The sequence below is a fragment of the Flavobacterium sp. genome (assembly GCF_052437795.1).
Classification (GTDB): Bacteria; Bacteroidota; Bacteroidia; order Flavobacteriales; family Flavobacteriaceae; genus Flavobacterium.
This window is the reverse complement of the sequence record NZ_JBQVPA010000005.1, coordinates 274,530-293,668: the sequence shown is the minus strand read 5'-3', so window position 1 is coordinate 293,668 and position 19,139 is coordinate 274,530. Positions and strand designations below refer to the sequence as shown.

The 19,139-nt window shown below is 46.0% G+C and carries 13 protein-coding genes; 5 read left to right on the top strand and 8 right to left on the bottom strand.

Annotated features, from left to right (window positions below):
- Nucleotides 1-360: 360 nt before the first annotated feature.
- The 5 genes from ACT6R0_RS16755 to ACT6R0_RS16735 all read right to left on the bottom strand — a co-directional run bounded on the left by ACT6R0_RS16755 (nucleotide 361) and on the right by ACT6R0_RS16735 (nucleotide 3,953).
- Nucleotides 361-909 (bottom strand): DinB family protein, encoded by a 549-nt coding sequence (locus ACT6R0_RS16755; protein ID WP_444654877.1) that lies wholly within the window; start codon nucleotides 907-909, stop codon nucleotides 361-363.
- Nucleotides 910-965: 56 nt separating this feature from the next.
- On the bottom strand, nucleotides 966-1,496 hold the full coding sequence (locus ACT6R0_RS16750) for a Crp/Fnr family transcriptional regulator (RefSeq protein ID WP_444654876.1): 531 nt from the start codon (nucleotides 1,494-1,496) through the stop codon (nucleotides 966-968).
- A complete protein-coding gene (locus tag ACT6R0_RS16745; protein WP_444654875.1) occupies nucleotides 1,496-2,008 on the bottom strand; it encodes a hypothetical protein in 513 nt (170 codons plus the stop codon). Before ACT6R0_RS16745 ends, ACT6R0_RS16750 begins: the two co-directional genes overlap by 1 nt.
- Nucleotides 2,009-2,093: 85 nt before the next feature.
- Nucleotides 2,094-3,287 (bottom strand): pyridoxal phosphate-dependent aminotransferase, encoded by a 1,194-nt coding sequence (locus tag ACT6R0_RS16740; protein ID WP_444654873.1) that lies wholly within the window; start codon nucleotides 3,285-3,287, stop codon nucleotides 2,094-2,096.
- Nucleotides 3,288-3,521: 234 nt separating this feature from the next.
- Nucleotides 3,522-3,953: a DUF1573 domain-containing protein gene (locus ACT6R0_RS16735; RefSeq protein ID WP_444654872.1), complete on the bottom strand. Its 432-nt coding sequence runs from the start codon at nucleotides 3,951-3,953 to the stop codon at nucleotides 3,522-3,524.
- 161 nt (nucleotides 3,954-4,114) lie between these two features.
- On the opposite strand from ACT6R0_RS16735, the gene ACT6R0_RS16730 reads away from it, so the two are divergent.
- On the top strand, nucleotides 4,115-6,745 hold the full coding sequence (locus tag ACT6R0_RS16730) for a valine--tRNA ligase (protein ID WP_444654870.1): 2,631 nt from the start codon (nucleotides 4,115-4,117) through the stop codon (nucleotides 6,743-6,745).
- A 152-nt stretch (nucleotides 6,746-6,897) separates the two neighbouring features.
- On the opposite strand, the gene pheT is transcribed toward ACT6R0_RS16730, so the two are convergent.
- Nucleotides 6,898-9,321, bottom strand: a complete 2,424-nt coding sequence (gene pheT, locus ACT6R0_RS16725) for a phenylalanine--tRNA ligase subunit beta (protein ID WP_444654869.1) — start codon at nucleotides 9,319-9,321, stop codon at nucleotides 6,898-6,900.
- An 835-nt stretch (nucleotides 9,322-10,156) separates the two neighbouring features.
- Here pheT and ACT6R0_RS16720 point away from each other — a divergent pair.
- The 3 genes from ACT6R0_RS16720 to ACT6R0_RS16710 all read left to right on the top strand — a co-directional run bounded on the left by ACT6R0_RS16720 (nucleotide 10,157) and on the right by ACT6R0_RS16710 (nucleotide 14,683).
- Nucleotides 10,157-12,646, top strand: a complete 2,490-nt coding sequence (locus tag ACT6R0_RS16720) for a M14 family zinc carboxypeptidase (RefSeq protein ID WP_444654867.1) — start codon at nucleotides 10,157-10,159, stop codon at nucleotides 12,644-12,646.
- A 212-nt stretch (nucleotides 12,647-12,858) separates the two neighbouring features.
- A complete protein-coding gene (locus tag ACT6R0_RS16715; RefSeq protein WP_444654865.1) occupies nucleotides 12,859-13,830 on the top strand; it encodes an endo alpha-1,4 polygalactosaminidase in 972 nt (323 codons plus the stop codon).
- Between the two features lie 91 nt (nucleotides 13,831-13,921).
- Nucleotides 13,922-14,683, top strand: coding sequence for a DUF2490 domain-containing protein (locus tag ACT6R0_RS16710; RefSeq protein WP_444654864.1), 762 nt, complete (start codon nucleotides 13,922-13,924; stop codon nucleotides 14,681-14,683).
- Here the strand turns inward: ACT6R0_RS16710 and ACT6R0_RS16705 are convergent.
- Nucleotides 14,680-15,087: a response regulator gene (locus tag ACT6R0_RS16705; protein WP_444654863.1), complete on the bottom strand. Its 408-nt coding sequence runs from the start codon at nucleotides 15,085-15,087 to the stop codon at nucleotides 14,680-14,682. The genes ACT6R0_RS16710 and ACT6R0_RS16705 overlap by 4 nt on opposite strands.
- Complete coding sequence (locus ACT6R0_RS16700; RefSeq protein ID WP_444654861.1) at nucleotides 15,080-16,987, bottom strand: sensor histidine kinase; 1,908 nt, start codon at nucleotides 16,985-16,987, stop codon at nucleotides 15,080-15,082. Before ACT6R0_RS16700 ends, ACT6R0_RS16705 begins: the two co-directional genes overlap by 8 nt.
- 232 nt (nucleotides 16,988-17,219) lie before the next feature.
- Here ACT6R0_RS16700 and dnaK point away from each other — a divergent pair, with 232 nt between their 5' ends.
- Complete coding sequence (dnaK, locus tag ACT6R0_RS16695) at nucleotides 17,220-19,112, top strand: molecular chaperone DnaK (RefSeq protein WP_444654860.1); 1,893 nt, start codon at nucleotides 17,220-17,222, stop codon at nucleotides 19,110-19,112.
- Nucleotides 19,113-19,139: the final 27 nt, after the last annotated feature.

The window sequence follows — 19,139 nt, the reverse complement described above, 5'->3', positions numbered from 1 at the left end:
CAACGGCGCGCCAATGCCGGGCGATGACTACTGGTTCACCGTTACCTACCGCGAAGGCGGCGTGACAAAAGAGTTCAAGGCTCACTTCGCATTGAAGCGATAAAAGCCAACCTGAATAACAAAAGGGCATCCTCTCGGATGCCCTTTTTGCATTTGTATACTATGGATGTTGATCTGATCGTTTTATATGTTGTTTCCAAGGTTTTCAAAAACTTTTAGGTATGTTTAAAAGGGACAAAACATAGAAAAGAATTGCCCAATAGCCCAGATTGAGGCGGTATCCCCGACGAAGGAGGGATAAAGCCGAAAGCGGGAAAATAGATGGCAAGTAAACCCTTACCATTCGCTTTAAACAAAAGGCTATGTGTTGAAGCTGACACGCTGTGCCTGTAGTATGTGTCGTTGATTATGGTAGGCCATGAAGCGAAGGGCATCGCCTGTTTTCAGTTTGATCAGCTTTGTAAAGGTAACTGCAATGCCCGCTTTATTAAGGTTGGCAGATCTTGATCTATTGATCAATTCAAGCAGTTTGTCCTGCGATGCCAAGAATGCAATGATAACATCCCTGCTTAAATAGCTTCCGGACGGGTCCATACTTGCAAAGGTCTTCATCTTTTTTACACCCGCTTTTGGTATGACCATGTTCACAAGGTAGTTGCCCATGACCCCACTTTTGAACTCGTGTTGTGTCGGCGTTGGTGATGTAACAAGATGCCTTTCTATTTCCAAAAGGTAAAAAGCCGAGTAGCGGTTAAGGTGTTCCATACATTCGAGGATGCTCCACGAATTTGGAGAAGCTTTGTAATTGAGTTGCACCTCACCCAGATCGAGGAAAGCTGTTGCTGTTGCCATGTTGCTTTGGGTGATGAGTCCCAGTTGGTGTAGCAGTTCGTTACTGTTCGTTTTCATGATCAATGATTTGCTGTAAAGGTCGGTATCATGCTAAAGCAAAACATTGATCACGCTCAAGATTTTTGCAGTCGGGAGAGTGTTTCGGGGGTCATACGCAGGTAGGAGGCAATGTATTTGTGCGGCACTTCCTGAAAGAGTTGTGGCGAGCGTTGTAATACTCTCTCATAGCGTTCGCGGGGCGATGTGGTAAGCAGGTCGGTTTCGCGCTCCAGTTGCCCGGAAATGATGTAACCCAGAATGGCATTCCATAAAGCTAAATGTTTTGCATCGCCATTGATGAATTTGAGGAATTCTAATTTAGGAATGGATCTTACTATCGTATGTTTTATCGCCTCAGCCGAATAGACAGTGGGCTGTCCAGTGATAAGCGAGTCCATAGCTGCAAACAGCGAACCCTTATAAGCAAACCGTATGGTATTGAGGTCATCGCCATTTTGATGGATAATACGTATGACACCCTGTTCCAGGAAGTATACAGGCGCTTCGGCCCTGCCTGCCCGAAAAATCAGTTCGCCACGCTTTAATTCTATTGGTTCTGACCAATCCAACCCTGTATCTTGTATGGAACAGAGAAGTTGTTGCATTACATCCATTTATTTAAAAATATAAAATACAGAATGTGGCGAAATGGTTCAGTGAGTTCATGGCTTTGTACATAGAACGATGAATAAAAGGATAATTGCGACGGATGAAAACTGGGGCTCATGATCACCAAAAGTGCATAAAACTCAAATGCCAGGAAAAGGAATATTAATGCAGTATGAACACGCCTGGTTTTGTCGCTTACATGCATGAACTCGGGGTTTTTAAGTATAGGATAATTCCTGAATTTTCTGTGCACCCCATAGTATATAAGACCTGCCAGCCCTACAATTACAAATTTAGCAACGACCACTATATCAGTTCCGTAAACTTCATTTGCATCTTGATGGCCTATCATTACTACCTGCAGTAAACAGACTGTGATTAACAAAAACATTGCATAGATCAAACATAGCAGCATTTTACCGATGTCACCACTTTCACCAAAGGTTCTGTAGTTAAGATTTGCGCCACACCAATAAACATATCGTATAAGTTTCCGGATCTTGCTCATAGTAAAAGATTATTCATGTAATGCCCGCCACCCGGATCAGAATGAATAAGCCTCCCGTATATGGAAGGCTTTCTATATGTAGTAATTACTTGCTGTTGTATTTTTCCAGAGCCACTTTCAGTATTTCTACTGAGCGTACCAGATCTTCTTTCTTCAGCACATAAGCAATACGGATCTCATCAAGGCCAACATTTGGTGTGGAGTAAAATCCTGCCGCGGGGGCAACCATTACTGTCTCGCCATTGTGGTCAAAACTTTCCAGCAGCCATTGCGCAAAGTTGTCAGCATTGTCTACAGGCAGTTTAGCGATGCAGTAGAAAGCGCCTTTGGGAGTGGCTACCTTTACGCCTTCGATCTTATTCAGTTCGGCGATCAGGGTATCCCTGCGCTCTTTGTATTCGCCGATAACTTCATCAAAATAGCTTTGCGGGGTATCAAGTGCGGCCTCGCTTGCTATCTGCTCAAAAGTTGGCGGGCTAAGGCGTGCCTGAGCATATTTCATGGCTGTAGCCATCACTTCTTTATTTTTGGATACAATGCAGCCTATCCTCGCACCGCACATGCTGTAACGCTTGGAAACAGAGTCGATCATTATGGCATGCTCCTCAATGCCCGGAACGTTCATTACCGAGTAGTGCTTATCGCCATCGTAAGTAAATTCACGGTATACCTCATCGGCTATCAAAAACAGGTCGTGTTTCTTAACCAGTTCGGCAAGCTGCTGTATTTCTTCCTGTGTGTAGAGGTAACCTGTAGGGTTGCCGGGGTTACAAATAAGGATGGCCTTGGTTTTTGGTGTGATGAGCTTTTCAAAATCGGCAATAGGAGGAAGGGCAAATCCTTCGTCGATAGTAGAGATTACCGGGACCACTTTTACGCCCGATGCCACTGAAAATCCGTTGTAGTTGGCATAAAAAGGCTCAGGAATGATCACTTCATCGCCCGCATCCATAGTGCTTCCCAAAGCAAATAACAATGCTTCGGATCCGCCTGTGGTTATGATGATATTTTCAGTATTTACGTTTACGCCATGTGACTGGTAGGAAGCTGCAAGTTTGTTCCTGTAGCTTTCAAAACCTGCCGAGTGGCTGTATTCCAGTATTTGTATCGTATTGTTCTTGATAGCTTCCAGCGCAACTTCCGGGGTTTTAATGTCAGGCTGGCCAATGTTCAGGTGGTACACCTTATGGCCTTTCTTCTTTGCGGTTTCAGCGTAGGGTACAAGTTTCCTTATCGGGGATTCAGGCATTTGCATACCCTTATTTGATACTTTAGGCATCGTCTTTATAATTTATGTTGTTGGCGCAAATTTGCGATTTTTTTTAGAGACGGTATAATTTTTTCCTGCGAATTGCAAGAATTATCACAAATTGCAGATATGTATAATGGAGCATAAGTTTACTGAAAAACTGAAGTAATGAGATTTTGTGTGATCCTGCATGTGCAGGACAAATTCGTGGTACAAAAAAAGACCCCGGTTCCCGGGGCCTCATTATATAAATGTTGGATGCAATTACTGGTTTACGATCGTCTTCTTTTTCTCAAGCAAGTTAGTGTTCTCAGGTGATGTTACTTCACCTTTGATCTTCAGTGCAACGGTACCGCCAGGATAGTTCACCGCATTGGATTGTACCGTAATGGTCTTACGGATAGGGCCTGGGTTCATGTTGTATTTCACTTCGATCTTGCCGGTTTTACCCGGGGCAATAGCCTCTTTCGGCCAGTTGGGCACCGTACATCCGCAGGTAGATTTTGCTTCTTTAATAATAAGCGGCGCATCGCCGGTGTTGGTAAACTCAAATACCCGCACCCCGTTATCCTCGTCCTTACTGGTCACACCATAATCTATCGTGTCGCCATTCTTAAGCTCAAGCTTAGCACCCGACTGCGCATTGGCAGATACGGTGATAACAAACATTGCGATAAGGCCTAAAATTCTTTTCATCTCAGTAATAATTTGATTTTAGTAAAAATACTCAGTTTAAATTAATGTACAAATATTGAATGCTTCTTTTTTCAAAATTGTACTTATATGGTTACTTTTGCATACAATTACAAAAAACAAGCCAATTTTTTTCGGTTGGCATAAAAGCTAATAATAAGAACATGACGATCCCATCGCAATTTGACGCCAAAGCCGCTGAAGGCAAGTGGTATGACTACTGGATGAAGCACAACTATTTCCACTCGGAGCCTGATCACAGGACACCGTATACCATAGTTATCCCTCCTCCAAACGTCACTGGCGTACTGCACATGGGCCACATGCTCAACAACACGATACAGGATGTGCTTATTCGCCGTGCCCGCCTTAAAGGCTATAATGCCTGCTGGGTGCCGGGCACCGATCATGCCTCGATCGCTACCGAAGCTAAAGTTGTTGCGAAACTTAAGGAAGAAGGCATCAACAAGGCCGACCTTTCCCGGGAGGAATTCCTGAAGCATGCCTGGGAATGGACCGAGAAATACGGCGGCGTGATCCTTGAACAGCTGAAAAAGCTGGGTGCTTCGTGTGACTGGGACCGTACCAAATTCACAATGGATGAGGATATGTCGGCTTCGGTTATAAAGTCGTTCGTTGACCTGTATAACAAAGGACTCATATACCGTGGCTACCGTATGGTGAACTGGGACCCCGAAGCAAAGACCACGCTTTCCGACGAGGAAGTGAATTATGAAGAAAGGCAGGGCAAGCTCTACCATCTTAAATATAAAATTGAGGGCAGCGGGGAATATGTAACCATAGCCACCACCCGCCCTGAAACCATTTTGGGCGATACTGCCATCTGTATCAACCCGAATGATGAGCGCTATACGCACCTGAAAGGCAAGAAAGCCATTGTACCTATTGCCAACCGTGTCATACCGATCATTTTCGATGAATATGTAGACATGGAGTTTGGTACGGGATGCCTGAAAGTCACTCCGGCTCACGATTTGAATGACAAAGAACTTGGCGAACGCCACAACCTTGAGATCATTGACATATTTAATGAAGACGCATCGCTTAACAGTTTTGGACTGCACTATGCGGGCAAGGACCGTTTTGTGGTACGTGATGAGATCGCCAAAGAATTAGAGACTATCGGCAGCCTTGAGAAAACAGAAGTACACATTAATAAAGTAGGTACTTCCGAAAGGACAAAAGCAGTTATCGAGCCGAGGCTGAGCGACCAGTGGTTCCTGAAAATGGAAGACCTTGTAAAGCCTGCCATCAGATCAGTGCTTGAAACAGAAGAGATCAAGCTATACCCAAAACGCTTTGACAATACCTACCGCCACTGGCTGGAGAACATCCGTGACTGGAACATTTCGCGCCAGTTGTGGTGGGGCCAGCAGATCCCGGCTTACTTTTATGGGGATGGCAAGGAGGATTTTGTAGTGGCTGAAACTGCTGCGGATGCATTGGCTTTGGCTAAAACCAAGACAGGAAATGAAAGCCTTACCGCTGCCGATCTGAAGCAGGATCCGGATGCGCTGGATACATGGTTCTCATCATGGCTATGGCCAATGGCGGTCTTCGGAGGGATATTGGAGCCGGAAAACAAATATTTTAAATACTATTACCCTACCAATGACCTGGTTACCGGACCGGACATCCTGTTCTTCTGGGTGGCAAGGATGATCATTGCGGGATATGAATATGCAGGAGAAAAACCGTTTAACAACGTGTACCTGACAGGCCTTGTACGCGACAAGCAGGGCAGGAAGATGTCAAAATCGTTAGGTAACTCGCCAGATCCGCTGGACCTGATCGAGAAGTTCGGTGCCGATGGTGTACGTACAGGATTGCTGTTGAGTGCCGCTGCCGGGAACGACATCATGTTCGATGAGGAACTGTGCGCGCAGGGTAAGGCATTTGCCAATAAGATATGGAACGCGATGCGTCTTATAAAAGGGTGGGAGGTAGCTGATATTGACCAGCCTGACCATGCACGCATGGCTATAAACTGGTATGAGGCCAAGCTGAACAAAGCGCTGGCTGAGATCGAGGACCATTTTGAAAAATACCGTATCAGCGACGCGCTCATGGCGATCTACAAGCTGGTGTGGGACGATTTCTGTAACTGGTTCCTCGAGATGATAAAGCCGGCCTACCAGCAGCCGATAGACAAGGCAACATTCGATAAGGCTATTGAGTTGCTGGAAGCCAACCTGAAGCTGCTACACCCGTTCATGCCGTTCCTGACCGAGGACATTTGGCACTACATAGCTGACAGGACTCCCGATGAAGCACTTATTATCTCTAAATGGCCAACTGCCAACCAGGCGGATGAAAGGCTTATAGGTTTGTTTGAAAATGCGTCTGAAGTTATAGCAGGAATACGTACCATAAGGAAGGACAAGAACATCCCGTTCAAAGATACCATCGATATGAAAGTATTGAATAATGAAGCCTGGTCTACGGAATTTGACAGTATCATCAAAAAGTTAGGCAATATTGCCGGACTCGATTATACTGCCGAGAAGGTGAACGGTGCGCTGACGTTCAGGGCAGGTTCCAATGAATACTTTATCCCGGTAACGGGCGCGATAAATGTGGAGGAAGAGATAGCCAAGCTAACGCAGGAGCTTGATTACAATAAAGGATTCCTAAGATCGGTACAGGCGAAGCTTTCTAACGAGAAATTCGTTAACAACGCTGCTGAAAAAGCAGTAGCAGCCGAAAGGCAGAAAGAGGCCGATGCACTGGCTAAGATCGCTACGATAGAGCAGAGTCTGGCGAGTTTGAGGTAACGCGATCACGAAAGAAAATGTCATATTGAGCGCACTCGAAATGTGGCATTTTCCTGATGCTGCTCAACTGCGCTCGAAGTGACATCACAGATAAAACAAAAACTCCCGCAAGTGGTATACCTGCGGGAGTTTTTTATGATGTAAAGAAACGTTTATCTCAGTTGAGCGCCTGTTTCTTTTTCAAGGTTTTGCCTTATTTTACCCATGATCTTGTCGATCTGCTCGTCGGTAAGGGTCTTGGCGCTATCCTGTAGTGTAAAGCTTATAGCATAGGACTTTTTACCTTCCGGAAGGTTCTTGCCTTCGTATACATCGAAGAGGCTGATATCCTTGAGCAGTGACTTCTCGGCCTGCCTTGCGGTGGTGTAAATGCTGTCAAATGTAACAGCCATATCAACCAATAATGCAAGGTCGCGGCGCACTTCGGGGAACTTCGATATTTCAGTATACCTGATCTTAGACGATACAATGCGGATGATATTGCCCCAATTGAAGTCGGCAAAGAAAACCTCCTGCTTGATGTCGAAATGCTTACGAATGTTCTTTTTGATGCTGCCGAATTCTACCAGAACCTCATTACCCGATACCAGTGCCACACCTTCGCTGAAAACATCTGAAGCAACCGGCTGTGCTTCCATCTTAGTGATGCCAAGCCTACCCAATACTAAGTTTACGAACCCTTTGAACATAAAGAAGTCGGATGGTTTCTGTGCATACGTCCAGCTTTCCGGCAGGCGGCTGCCTGTTACGGTAAGCGTCAGGTGTTTGTTCTCATCGTAGCCACCCGGCATTTTATGGTAGGTTTTGCCAAATTCGAACAGTTTCAGGTCGGCCCTTTTCCTGTTAATGTTGAACGACACGGCCTCGAGCGCGCTGAATAGCAGCGACTGCCTCATGGCCGCAAGATCGTTGCTTAGCGGGTTCAGCATCATTACGTTAAACTCCTCCTTGAGGCTTTCCGAAAGTTTTATGTACTCAGGAGTAGTAAGCGAGTTGGCCATCATCTCGTTAAAGCCGAGCGATGCCAGCTGTTCGGCAATGATGTTCTGCAATTTATAATCTTCTGTACGCGACGAGTTGGATATCGACGCGTTCAGTTTCGTAGTAAAGTTGATGTTATTGTAGCCGTAAACTCTCAGGATCTCCTCGATCACGTCGATCTCGCGGGTCACGTCTACGCGGTAGGCAGGGATCACCAGTCCAAGCCCGGCGTCGGACATAGTACTGATCTTAATGTCCAGCGATACCAATATCTTCTTGATGGTCTCTTTGGGTAGCTCCTGGCCTATGGTGCGTGTTACATTGGCGAAGTTTAAAAGCACCGAATGGTCCTCTATTTTCTTGGGGTAAATGTCTGTCAGGTCCGAAGTGATCTCACCGCCTGCCGTTTCCTGTATCAGCAGTGCTGCCCTTTTTAGTGCGTACTCTGTTATGGTAGGGTCGATGCCCCTTTCAAAACGGAACGAAGCATCAGTGCTAAGTGTATGGCGCTTGGCCGTTTTACGTATGGAAACCGGGTTAAAGTAAGCACTCTCCAGGAATATCGTAGCAGTAGTTTCGGTCACACCGGAATTCTTCCCACCGAATACACCCGCAATGCACATCGGGCCATTCTCGTCGCATATCATCAGGTCTTCCTCGTGCAGCGTCCTTTCCACATCATCAAGCGTTGTGAATTTCGTTCCTGCCGGAAGCGTTTTTACGATCACCTTGTTGCCTTTTATCTTTGCGGCATCAAAGGCGTGCAGCGGTTGCCCGAGTTCGTGCAGCACGTAGTTGGTCACGTCTACCACATTGTTCTTTGGCGTAAGCCCTATAGCCTTGAGCCTGTTTTGCAGCCATGCCGGCGACGGCTTTACCGTAATGCCCGATATGGTCACGCCGCAGTATCTTGGCGCCAGCTTGCTGTCTTCCACCTTCACGTCCATTTTCAGGGTACGCTTGTCAATGCGGAAGTTGCTTACCGATGGTGTAAGTAGCTCGGTGTTCACGTTCTTTTGGGTAAGCCCGGCACGCAGGTCGCGCGCCACGCCCCAATGGCTCATGGCATCGGCGCGGTTCGGGGTAAGCCCTATTTCGAAAACCTCGTCGGTCTCAATGCTGAATACTTTGGAGGCTGGCGTACCCGGCTTCAGGTCGTCCTTCAGTACCATGATGCCGTCGTGCCCTTCACCAAGGCCAAGCTCATCTTCGGCGCATATCATGCCGTGGCTTTCCTCGCCGCGTATCTTTCCCTTTTTTATCTGGAAGGGATTGCCCTCTTTGTCATATAGTGTTGTCCCGATGGTTGCCACCGGAACTTTCTGGCCTACCGCCACGTTGGGCGCGCCGCATACGATCTGTACGGGAGTGCCCTCGCCGATGTCGACAGTGGTAATACGCAGCCTGTCGGCATTGGGGTGCTGGATGCAGGTAAGCACATGGCCTACCACAACACCTTCGAGCCCGCCTTTAAGCGACTCAAACTTGTCCACGCCCTCTACCTCAAGGCCAAGGTCGGTAAGCAGGGCGGCGGTTTCTTCAGATTTCCAGTCGAGTTTAATGAATTGTTTCAGCCAGTTGTACGAGATGCGCATTTGTAATTTGTTTTTAAAGCACGCAAAGATAATGATTATGTGGGAAAGAACAGTTACAAACGGCTTAACTGTTATGGAATTTAGTAAACTAAAAAAGAGGCCGCAGCCTCTTAAAATTGAACAATATTTTTTCTCTCAAAAAAGATCTTCAGCTATATTTCAAGCCATTTTACTTTATACTTATGATATCTACCATCAATTTTCTTTTCCAATATATATCTAAATTTTTGGTATTATTTTTTGGCCAATTAATCTCGACTTTTTTAAATAGGTCATTAATTGACATTATTGTAATGCTATTAATATTATCTATTTCAGTTAGCTTACTTTTGTTAGAGAAATATTCAAATGATTGTCTGCACAAACTAAAAATTACTCTTTCATCAATGACCTCTTTTTTTTGAATATATTCTAATTTCTCTTTCTCGGCCCCATTCCTATACATACTAAGTTCACATGAGCATAAAGAGTCTTGTTTGAACAATAAATAAACAGTTTTTGGATGTTGCGCAAAAGAAATGTTTACGCTTAATAGAAGGAAAATTGAAAATATGTGTTGGATAAACATGACTGATGAATTATTTTATTTTGATATTAAGTACTAACTCTGATAATTTCAAGAGTTTATTGATAGTTAATTACTAGTGATTTAATTCTATTTCCAAAGATATGTTTTTGAACAATATAATTGTATGGGGGCTTTGGATTACACTTTACTATCAATTATTTCCCATAAATGTTGTAGAAAACTGCACAAAAAACAACGCCAATTGTAGTAACAATATCCCGTCACCACTTCCCTAAATTCCTTACATTTGATTTTTTAAAAATTCTTATGAAGCATTTTTTTTACGCACTTGTTCTCTTATCGGGCATTACGTTGCAGGCGCAACTCAAAAGCCCATCTGAATTCCTGCCCAATTACGCGAAGCAGGTCAGCTATTACCACCAGTTGGATAGCTATTTTGCGCATTTGGCCCAAAATTCAGATATGGTCATACATAAGGCGTACGGACAAACCAACCAGGAGCGCGGCCTGAACGCCTACATCATTTCTACACCGGAGAACATTAAGGATATAGAGAGCATCCGTGCCAACCACCTGTACGCTATCGGGATGGGAGGAAAGCATTCTAATGTAGGGGAAAAAGCCATTGTATGGCTCAGCTTCAACGTGCATGGCAATGAGCCCGCTGCTGCCGAAAGCGCGATGAGCGTGGCGTATGAGCTCATTAATCCAAAGAACACTGCCACAAAAGAGTGGCTCAAAAATACCATCGTGATACTCGATCCGTGCCTTAACCCCGACGGCTATGCGCGCTACGGCAACTGGCTAAGGGACATATCGGGCAAGGAACCGAACCCAAACGGCTATGACCGCGAACACATGGAACCGTGGCCGGGCGGCAGGCAAAACCACTATGCCTACGACCTGAACCGCGACTGGGCATGGCAAACGCAGGCCGAGACACAGCAACGCATTATCCTGTACAACGACTGGATGCCGATGGTACATGTGGACGTTCACGAAATGGGCTACAATGAACCTTATTTTTTCCCGCCTGCCGCCGAGCCGATGCACGAGTTCATTACGCAGGGGCAAAAGGATTTCCACAACGCAATAGGGGAGATGACCTCCAAAAAATTTGACGCGCAGGGTTGGAACTACTACACCCGCGAGCGCTTCGACCTGTTTTACCCCAGCTATGGCGATACCTACCCCAGCTTTAACGGCGCCGTCGGCATGACGTACGAGCAAGGTGGCATTGGCGCGGGCCGTGCAGTAACTATGCGCAACGGCAGCGTCCTCACATTGAAAGACAGGATCGATCACCATACCACAGCCGTACTTACCGCGGTAGAAACTGCAGCCTGGCAAAAGGATAAGCTGGTGCGCAACTTCAGGGCCTATTTTAAGGACGGCCCGAAAGGCAACTATAAAACTTACATTGTAAAGAACAGCGGCAAGAACGAGGAACTGGCGCAGCTTCTGAAGCGTAACCGTATACAGTTCACTTACGCGGATGAAAGCAAAAAACTGTCGGGCTACAATTATCAAACCGATAAGGAAAGAGATTTTACCGTAGAGCCGAACGACATGATCATATCGGCGAACCAGCCAAAGTCTACATTGACACAGGTGCTGTTCGAGCCATCTCCAAGGCTTACCGACAGCCTTTCGTATGACATTACCGCATGGGCACTGCCACACGCGTATGGTGTTGAAAGCTATGCCGTGAAAAGGGATATTTCCCTAAGAACGAAATCCCAGCCATCGTACAAAGGCAAATTTGAATATGAAAGAGTGTATGCTTATTACGTGCCGTGGAATGGCAGGGCATCGGCAAGAACGCTGGCGCTGCTTTTTAAGAACAATGTAAAGGTAAGGTCGGCACGAAAAGCCTCGGCTTTCCGTGGGATAAAAGTCAGCCCCGGCGATCTGGTTATCCTTAAAGGCGACAACCCACAGATCAACGACTTTAAGAATACAATGACGATGCTGCTGGATGGCAAGCCTGACCATGAGGTGATCGAGAGCGGATATTCGCTAAGCGGTGGTGATCTGGGCGGGGAACATTACCCGCTATTGCAGGCTCCTAAGGTACTGCTGCTTGCAGGCAGCGATGTGAGCGCGACCGACTTCGGGCAGGCGTGGTTCTATATGGATGAGGTGGTGGACTACCCCGTAACTATTGTCGAAACGCAAAATCTGGGCAGGATAAAACTATCGGACTTTAGTACGATCATAATGCCCGACGGGTGGTACAGCCTTAATGACGGACAGAAGAACAGCATTGATGCCTTTATAAATGATGGCGGCAAAGTTATCGCCATGGGTGGCGCGCTCAACCTGTTTGAGGATAGGGCAGGGTACAGCCTTACGCGTTTTGCAACACCTTCGGATAAGGATAAAGACACTGCCGAAGCCGACGAGGAAACCCTGAAGGCCCGTTACTTCGATTACCAAAATGCCGAAAGGCGTGCCATTTCAGGCTCGGTTCCGGGAGCGATCGTAGAGAACATGCTGGACAAAACGCACCCGCTGTCGTATGGTTTGGGGGAGAGGTATTTCAGCCTCAAGACTTCTGACAGCCGTTACCAATTGCTGAAGAATGTCTGGAATGTGGCGTATGTCCCTGCGGGGTACAAGAACTTTGGGTTCATTGGCCGCAGCCTGAAAAAGAAGCTGGAAAACACCGTAACCTTTGCCGTGGAGCAAAAGGGCAGGGGACAGGTCATTTACATGGTCGACAATCCGCTGTTCCGTGGGTTTTGGGAGAATGGCAACCTGCTGTTCAGCAATGCGTTGTTTTTAGTTGATTAGTGTTTTTTTCATTTAACCACATAGGCACATAGTTTTAGGAGTTCCTTCAGAGGTTATGATAGCTGCACAATAATAGTTTTAGGTTTACAGGCTATGTGCCAAGAGCATCGCTATCCGGCTCTTACGGTCTATCCAATCTATGTACCTATGTGGTTAACTTTCTGCAATAAAAAACAAATTACTGCCGTTAGTTATATAAAATGACCCCACCCATGAAGACATTCCTTACAGGCCTCCTGCTGCTCGTACTGGCAGGATGCGGCAGCGATGATACCCCTAACGAAAACAATAATGAGGACCGCGATCACAGGCAGGATATGCGCGATCTTGTCATCGGCATCAGCCAGGCGGCAAAAGCGGTAAACCCCAACTTTGCGGTAATTCCCCAAAATGGCATTGAACTGGTCACTGCCAATGGAGAACAGGGCGGCGCCCCCGCAACGGCCTACCTGAACGCTATTGACGGGAATGGGCAGGAAGACCTGTTTTACGGTTACAACGATGATAATGTGGCTACACCTTCGGCTACAACAAACTACCTGCGGAGTTTCCTCGATGTATCTAAAAATGCAGGTAAAAAGATATTGGTGACGGACTACTGTTGGTCGGCTGATAAGGTGACGGATTCGTATACTAAGAGCCAGGCCGCGGATTACATATCCTACGCTGCCGAAGACCGTAACCTTACCATTATCCCTGACAGTGCCCCATATAATGAGAATGTCGATGTGATCACGTCTTTGGCACAGGCAAAGAACCATATCTTTTTCATCAATCCGGTAAACTTCAACACGAAACAGCAGTTCATCGATGCGGTTACGGCAACGAATTATGACGTGGTGATCATGGACCTTTTCATGAACGATGAGTCCTTTGCTGCTTCGGAAGTGAACCAGCTGCGCAATAAGGCCAATGGCGGCAAGAGGCTCGTGATCTGCTACATGTCGATAGGCGAGGCTGAGGATTACCGATATTACTGGCAGAATAGCTGGAACAACGACCGGCCGTCGTGGATCGCTGCTGAAAACCCTGACTGGCCAGGCAATTACAAAGTTAAATACTGGAATGCCGAGTGGCAGGCGCTTATTTTTGGGCATAGCGATTCGTACCTTACCAAAATTACTGATGCAGGATTCGATGGTGTATACCTGGATATCATTGATGCGTTCGAGTATTTTGAGTAGGCAGCATTGTTACTAAACTTTTGCTAAAGCCTGAAAATTCCAAAGTCTTTCCAAATTCCTTACCCATCTTGCATCAATAAAATGAAACAGGATGAAGATACGATCCGCAATTATGGCATGCCTTTGCTTTGCAGGTGCTGCCACCGCGCAGCTTAGCCCACCGGGAATGGGTGAAACCAAAGAAGCCTACTGGTCGGCTATTGGGCTAAGCCAAAAGATAACCGAGATAGATAATTCCATGACCTACGTTGGCGTCGGCCGCATCAGTGGCATTCAGGAAGATGGTGTTATGAATAAGCCATCGATATTCGTAGTGAATGAGGAGGTTTATCATAAGTTATCTACACATTGGAAATACAGCGGTGCCTTGAGCTATCGTCGCCAGCATGAATATGAGGCAGGTCCGGGAATGGCCGGAACAGATGAAATAAAGCAGGAATTCAGGGTATATGGCAGGTTGCAATATGGCCTGGAAATTGGCAATTTAAAATGGAACAATACCTTAAGGGAAGAAGCAAGAAGGTTTTATGCCGACGACTTTTCTGATGTGGACAACGGCTTCCAATTGCGCACAAGGCTAAAGACACAGGTGGTGATACCATTAGATCATGGATCGCACAATACCATCTTATGGAGCGCCGAAGCCTTGTTCTCGGCAGCAAGGGACAGCCACCACGGTTGGGATGGCATGGGGTATAAAGAAAGCAGATCTTGCCTTTACTATTCCCTTTCGCCTACGAACATTCCCGTTACTTTTGACATTGGCTATATGAATGACCTTATGGGGCACGGGAGCCAAATGGCAGACGCTAATTACCTGGCGATGGACATCATTGTGAAGGATATTTTTTAGATCGGCTTTGGTGCGGAATGATATTTTTCTAAAACAGTATCCAGGATCTCTGCCGTAAGCGGTTTAGGCCTGAAGTCATGGAATATGCCCTTTACGGCTTCAATGGCCTCGTCTTTTGGGTCATCATAGTCGCCTGTCATTACCACTACAAGGCACTTAATGGTAAGGCCAAGTTTTTTGTATTCGGCTATGAACTCATACCCGCCCATCCCCGGCATGTTTACATCGAGAAAAATTATATCGGGAAGCCTTTCGCCAACTTTAAGATACTCCAGCGCCTCGAATGCCGATCCCAATGCTACAACCGACTGTGAAGCATTATTTTTCAGGATAACCCTTTCATGGAAAAAGTTATCCGTCTTGTTGTCGTCTATCAGCATTATGCTGCTTACAGGATCATTCATGCTCAAGGTTCAGTATCGTAAATTTAAAGATAGTTCCTTTATCTGCATTTTTTTCTACCCAAATTTTTCCGCCATGCATTTCAGTTATCTTTTTGCAATTGGCTAGCCCAATGCCGTGGCCTTGATATTGCTCTTCAGAATTTAACCTTTCAAAAATACGAAAAACGGCTTCATGGTGCTTTGGGTCTATTCCGATACCATTGTCTGCAACCGAAAATTCGTAGAAATTCCCTTTCTTCTCACTGCTTATTTTCACGATGGGACGTTCATCTCCGGCCTGGAACTTAATGGCGTTTGAAATAAGGTTTTGGAAAACCTGCCTCAATTCGGTCTTAAAGGCATAAAATTCCGGCAGGCGGCAGGTTATCTTAACTTCTGCTTCACTCTTTTGTATAAGATCATAGAGGTCGGCGATCACCTCCTGCACGATCTCGTTGCAGTTCGTTGCCGACAATTTTCTTTTACGGCCCAGCTTTCCAAAATTCAGCAGCGAACGTACAACGTGGGTCATCCGTTCAACTGCATTATTCATTGCGCCTAAATGTGCCTTTACTTCATCATCCAGCTTTTCCGAGTAGTCCTCTTCCACCATAGCGATGTAATTCGACATTGTACGCAGCGGCTCCTGCAGATCATGAGAAGATATATAGTTGAACTGCTCCATTTCCTCATTTTTTAATTGCAGCTCTATCAGCTGGTCACGGATAATTTCTTCCTGTTTCTTGCGCTCGGTAATATCGATAACGGTGGCGAGCATAAAATTTTCATAAGATGATCTGACGGGGGTGAGTATGATCTCGACAGGAAATTCGGTCCCGTCTTTTTTTCGTGCCAGTATTTGTTTTTCAAAACCAAGCTTCATAACACGGAGGGTGTCATAAAATTCTCGTTTTTTTGCATCGTAATCTTCATGCAGCATTGGCGGCAGAAGGGTCTTTACATTACGGCCTATCAATTCCCGTTTCCTGTATCCGTACAAAAGCTTGGTGCATTCGTTTACAGTAATGATATTTCCTCCCCTGTCGGAAATTATCAGCGCGTAAGGCGCGGCATATACGGCGATCCGGAAATTTTCTTCCGCGATCAGCCTTTTACGGTGAATGGCATTTAGTTTTGATGAGGTACTGCGGATCAGGAACAGGCTGATGATAATATATACCGATGTCGCAAAGGCTATTGAAAGCTCTGGGCTGATCCAGTCATTGCGATGGGATAATATCCGAATGTAGCCTATCGCCAATGTGGCAAGCAGGAGACGTAAAAACAGCCGCCTTGCCATAATGTTGCCTATCATTTTTCCCGTAAATAATGCTGTAATACCCGTATTGCAATTTACTAAAGATGCAGCTGCTGACAGCAGTATGAAGGATATAGCGGTATATACGGCCATGGGTATGAATGACATTTCGTAAAATTCGGGAATGTTCAGGAAATGCCCCAAAGTCGCAATGCACCCTACCAGGGTCACCATGTGTAACAGAAGCTGTATTATGCGTACATAGACGAGCTTTCCTGTTCTTATAAAAAAGAAGGCAATTGACAGAATAACAAAGCAAACAGCAGTTTGCGGTGATATGCCAAAAGTTATGTAATTGACAGGGAGTGATGTGAAGTCCCTGATAAGCATAAGCAGGCACCATGTAAATACCCCTGAGGCTAACGCTCTTGAAAGCAATAACGAGATACGGGAATGGTAGCATACCTGCAGCAGCAACGATGCAGAGATAGCAATGAAGCAACTTGCGGCATCGATGGCTATGGGGAGATGGCCTGTCTTGCGGACATTAAAAATACCGCCATCAAGCCCGAGGCAATATATCCATACATAAATGCCGTATCCCATTACCAGGATACAGACAGCAACTATATAATTTTTATATTTTGACTTTACAATTGGCATGTAAACAACTGTTAATATTACGAAAGTAGTAATACTGTCGAAATTTTAATCACCTTTTTAAGTAATATAACACTATTGTCCCTAATTTATCTATATGACAAATAATTAGTTAATAATTGCACTGTGCCATGTTGTCATATTAATCCTGACATTGATATATTGGCACGATCATTGTCTTTAGAGAGGCAGGTTTAACAAAACATAGAATCAAAACAAAAATAAAACGAAAAGTATGAGTAAGATAATCGGAATTGACTTAGGTACTACCAACTCGTGTGTTGCCGTAATGGAAGGTAACGAACCGGTGGTTATTCCTAATGCTGAAGGTAAAAGGACAACCCCGTCAGTAATTGCATTTGTTGAAGGTGGGGAGATCAAGGTTGGTGACCCGGCCAAGAGGCAGGCAGTGACCAATCCGACAAAGACAATAGCTTCGATCAAGCGTTTCATGGGTAACAAATACTCTGAAAGCTCAAAAGAAGCATCGAATGTGGCATACCATGTAGCCAAAGGCGATAACGACACCCCGCGTGTGGACATCGACGGCCGCCTGTACACGCCGCAGGAACTTTCTGCCATGACATTGCAGAAAATGAAAAAAACAGCTGAGGACTACCTTGGCACAACAGTGACCGAAGCGGTTATCACTGTTCCGGCTTACTTTAATGATGCACAGCGCCAGGCTACCAAAGAAGCCGGTGAGATCGCGGGCCTTAAAGTAAGGAGGATCATCAATGAGCCTACGGCGGCAGCGCTTGCTTACGGCCTGGATAAAGCGGGTATCGACCAAAAGATCGCAGTGTATGACCTTGGTGGCGGTACGTTCGATATCTCGATCCTTGAGTTGGGTGACGGTGTATTCGAAGTACTTTCTACAAATGGTGATACGCACCTGGGTGGTGATGACTTTGACCAGGTGATCATTGACTGGCTTGCCGGTGACTTTAACAGCGAAGAAGGTGTAGACCTTCGTAAAGACCCAATGGCGCTACAGCGTTTGAAGGAAGCTGCTGAAAAAGCGAAGATCGAGCTTTCTGCCTCATCGCAGACAGAGATCAACCTGCCATACGTTACTGCTACGGCTTCAGGGCCTAAGCACTTGGTAAAAACCCTGACAAGGGCTAAATTCGAGCAATTGGCAGATGAGCTTGTAAAACGTTCTATGGAGCCTGTAGCAAAAGCACTTAAAGATGCAGGCCTTTCTAAATCGGATATTAATGAGGTGATCCTTGTAGGTGGTTCTACACGTATCCCGAGGATACAGGAAGAAGTGGAAAAATTCTTCGGCAAGAAGCCTTCAAAAGGTGTTAACCCTGATGAGGTCGTGGCGATCGGCGCGGCTATCCAGGGCGGCGTACTGTCAGGCGATGTGAAAGACGTACTGCTTCTTGACGTTACACCGCTTTCCCTTGGTATCGAGACCATGGGCGGTGTATTGACCAAGCTTATCGAATCGAACACAACCATCCCTACCAAAAAATCGCAGGTATTCTCTACGGCTGCTGACAACCAGCCATCTGTCGAGATCCACGTATTGCAGGGTGAAAGGCCAATGGCTACCGACAACAAAACGATAGGCCGTTTCCACCTGGACGGTATACCTCCTGCACAAAGGGGCATACCACAAATTGAGGTAACGTTCGATATTGATGCCAATGGTATCATCAAGGTATCGGCTACAGATAAAGGTACAGGCAAGTCACACGATATCCGTATCGAGGCTTCTTCAGGTCTTACCCAGGAAGAGATCGACAGGATGCGTAAGGAGGCTGAGGCCAATGCTGATGCTGACAAAGCAACACGTGAAAGGGTTGAAAAACTGAACGAGGCGGATGCCATGATCTTCCAGACAGAAAAGCAATTGACAGAGTTTGGTGATAAGTTGTCGCAAGGCAACAAGGATGCCATAGGCATGGCGCTTACCGAGCTAAAGATGGCATACGAAGCTAAAGACGCGGCACTTATACAGCCGGCACTTGACAAGATCAACGAGGCATGGAAAAATGCTTCTGAGGAGATGTACAAGCAGGGTGGTGACCAGGGCGGTGCGCAACAGGCACAGCCTGAAGCAGGCCAGGCAGAAGGCGACAACGTTCAGGATGTTGACTTTGAGGAAGTGAAGTAATCTTTTTAGACGAAGAGATAATAGACT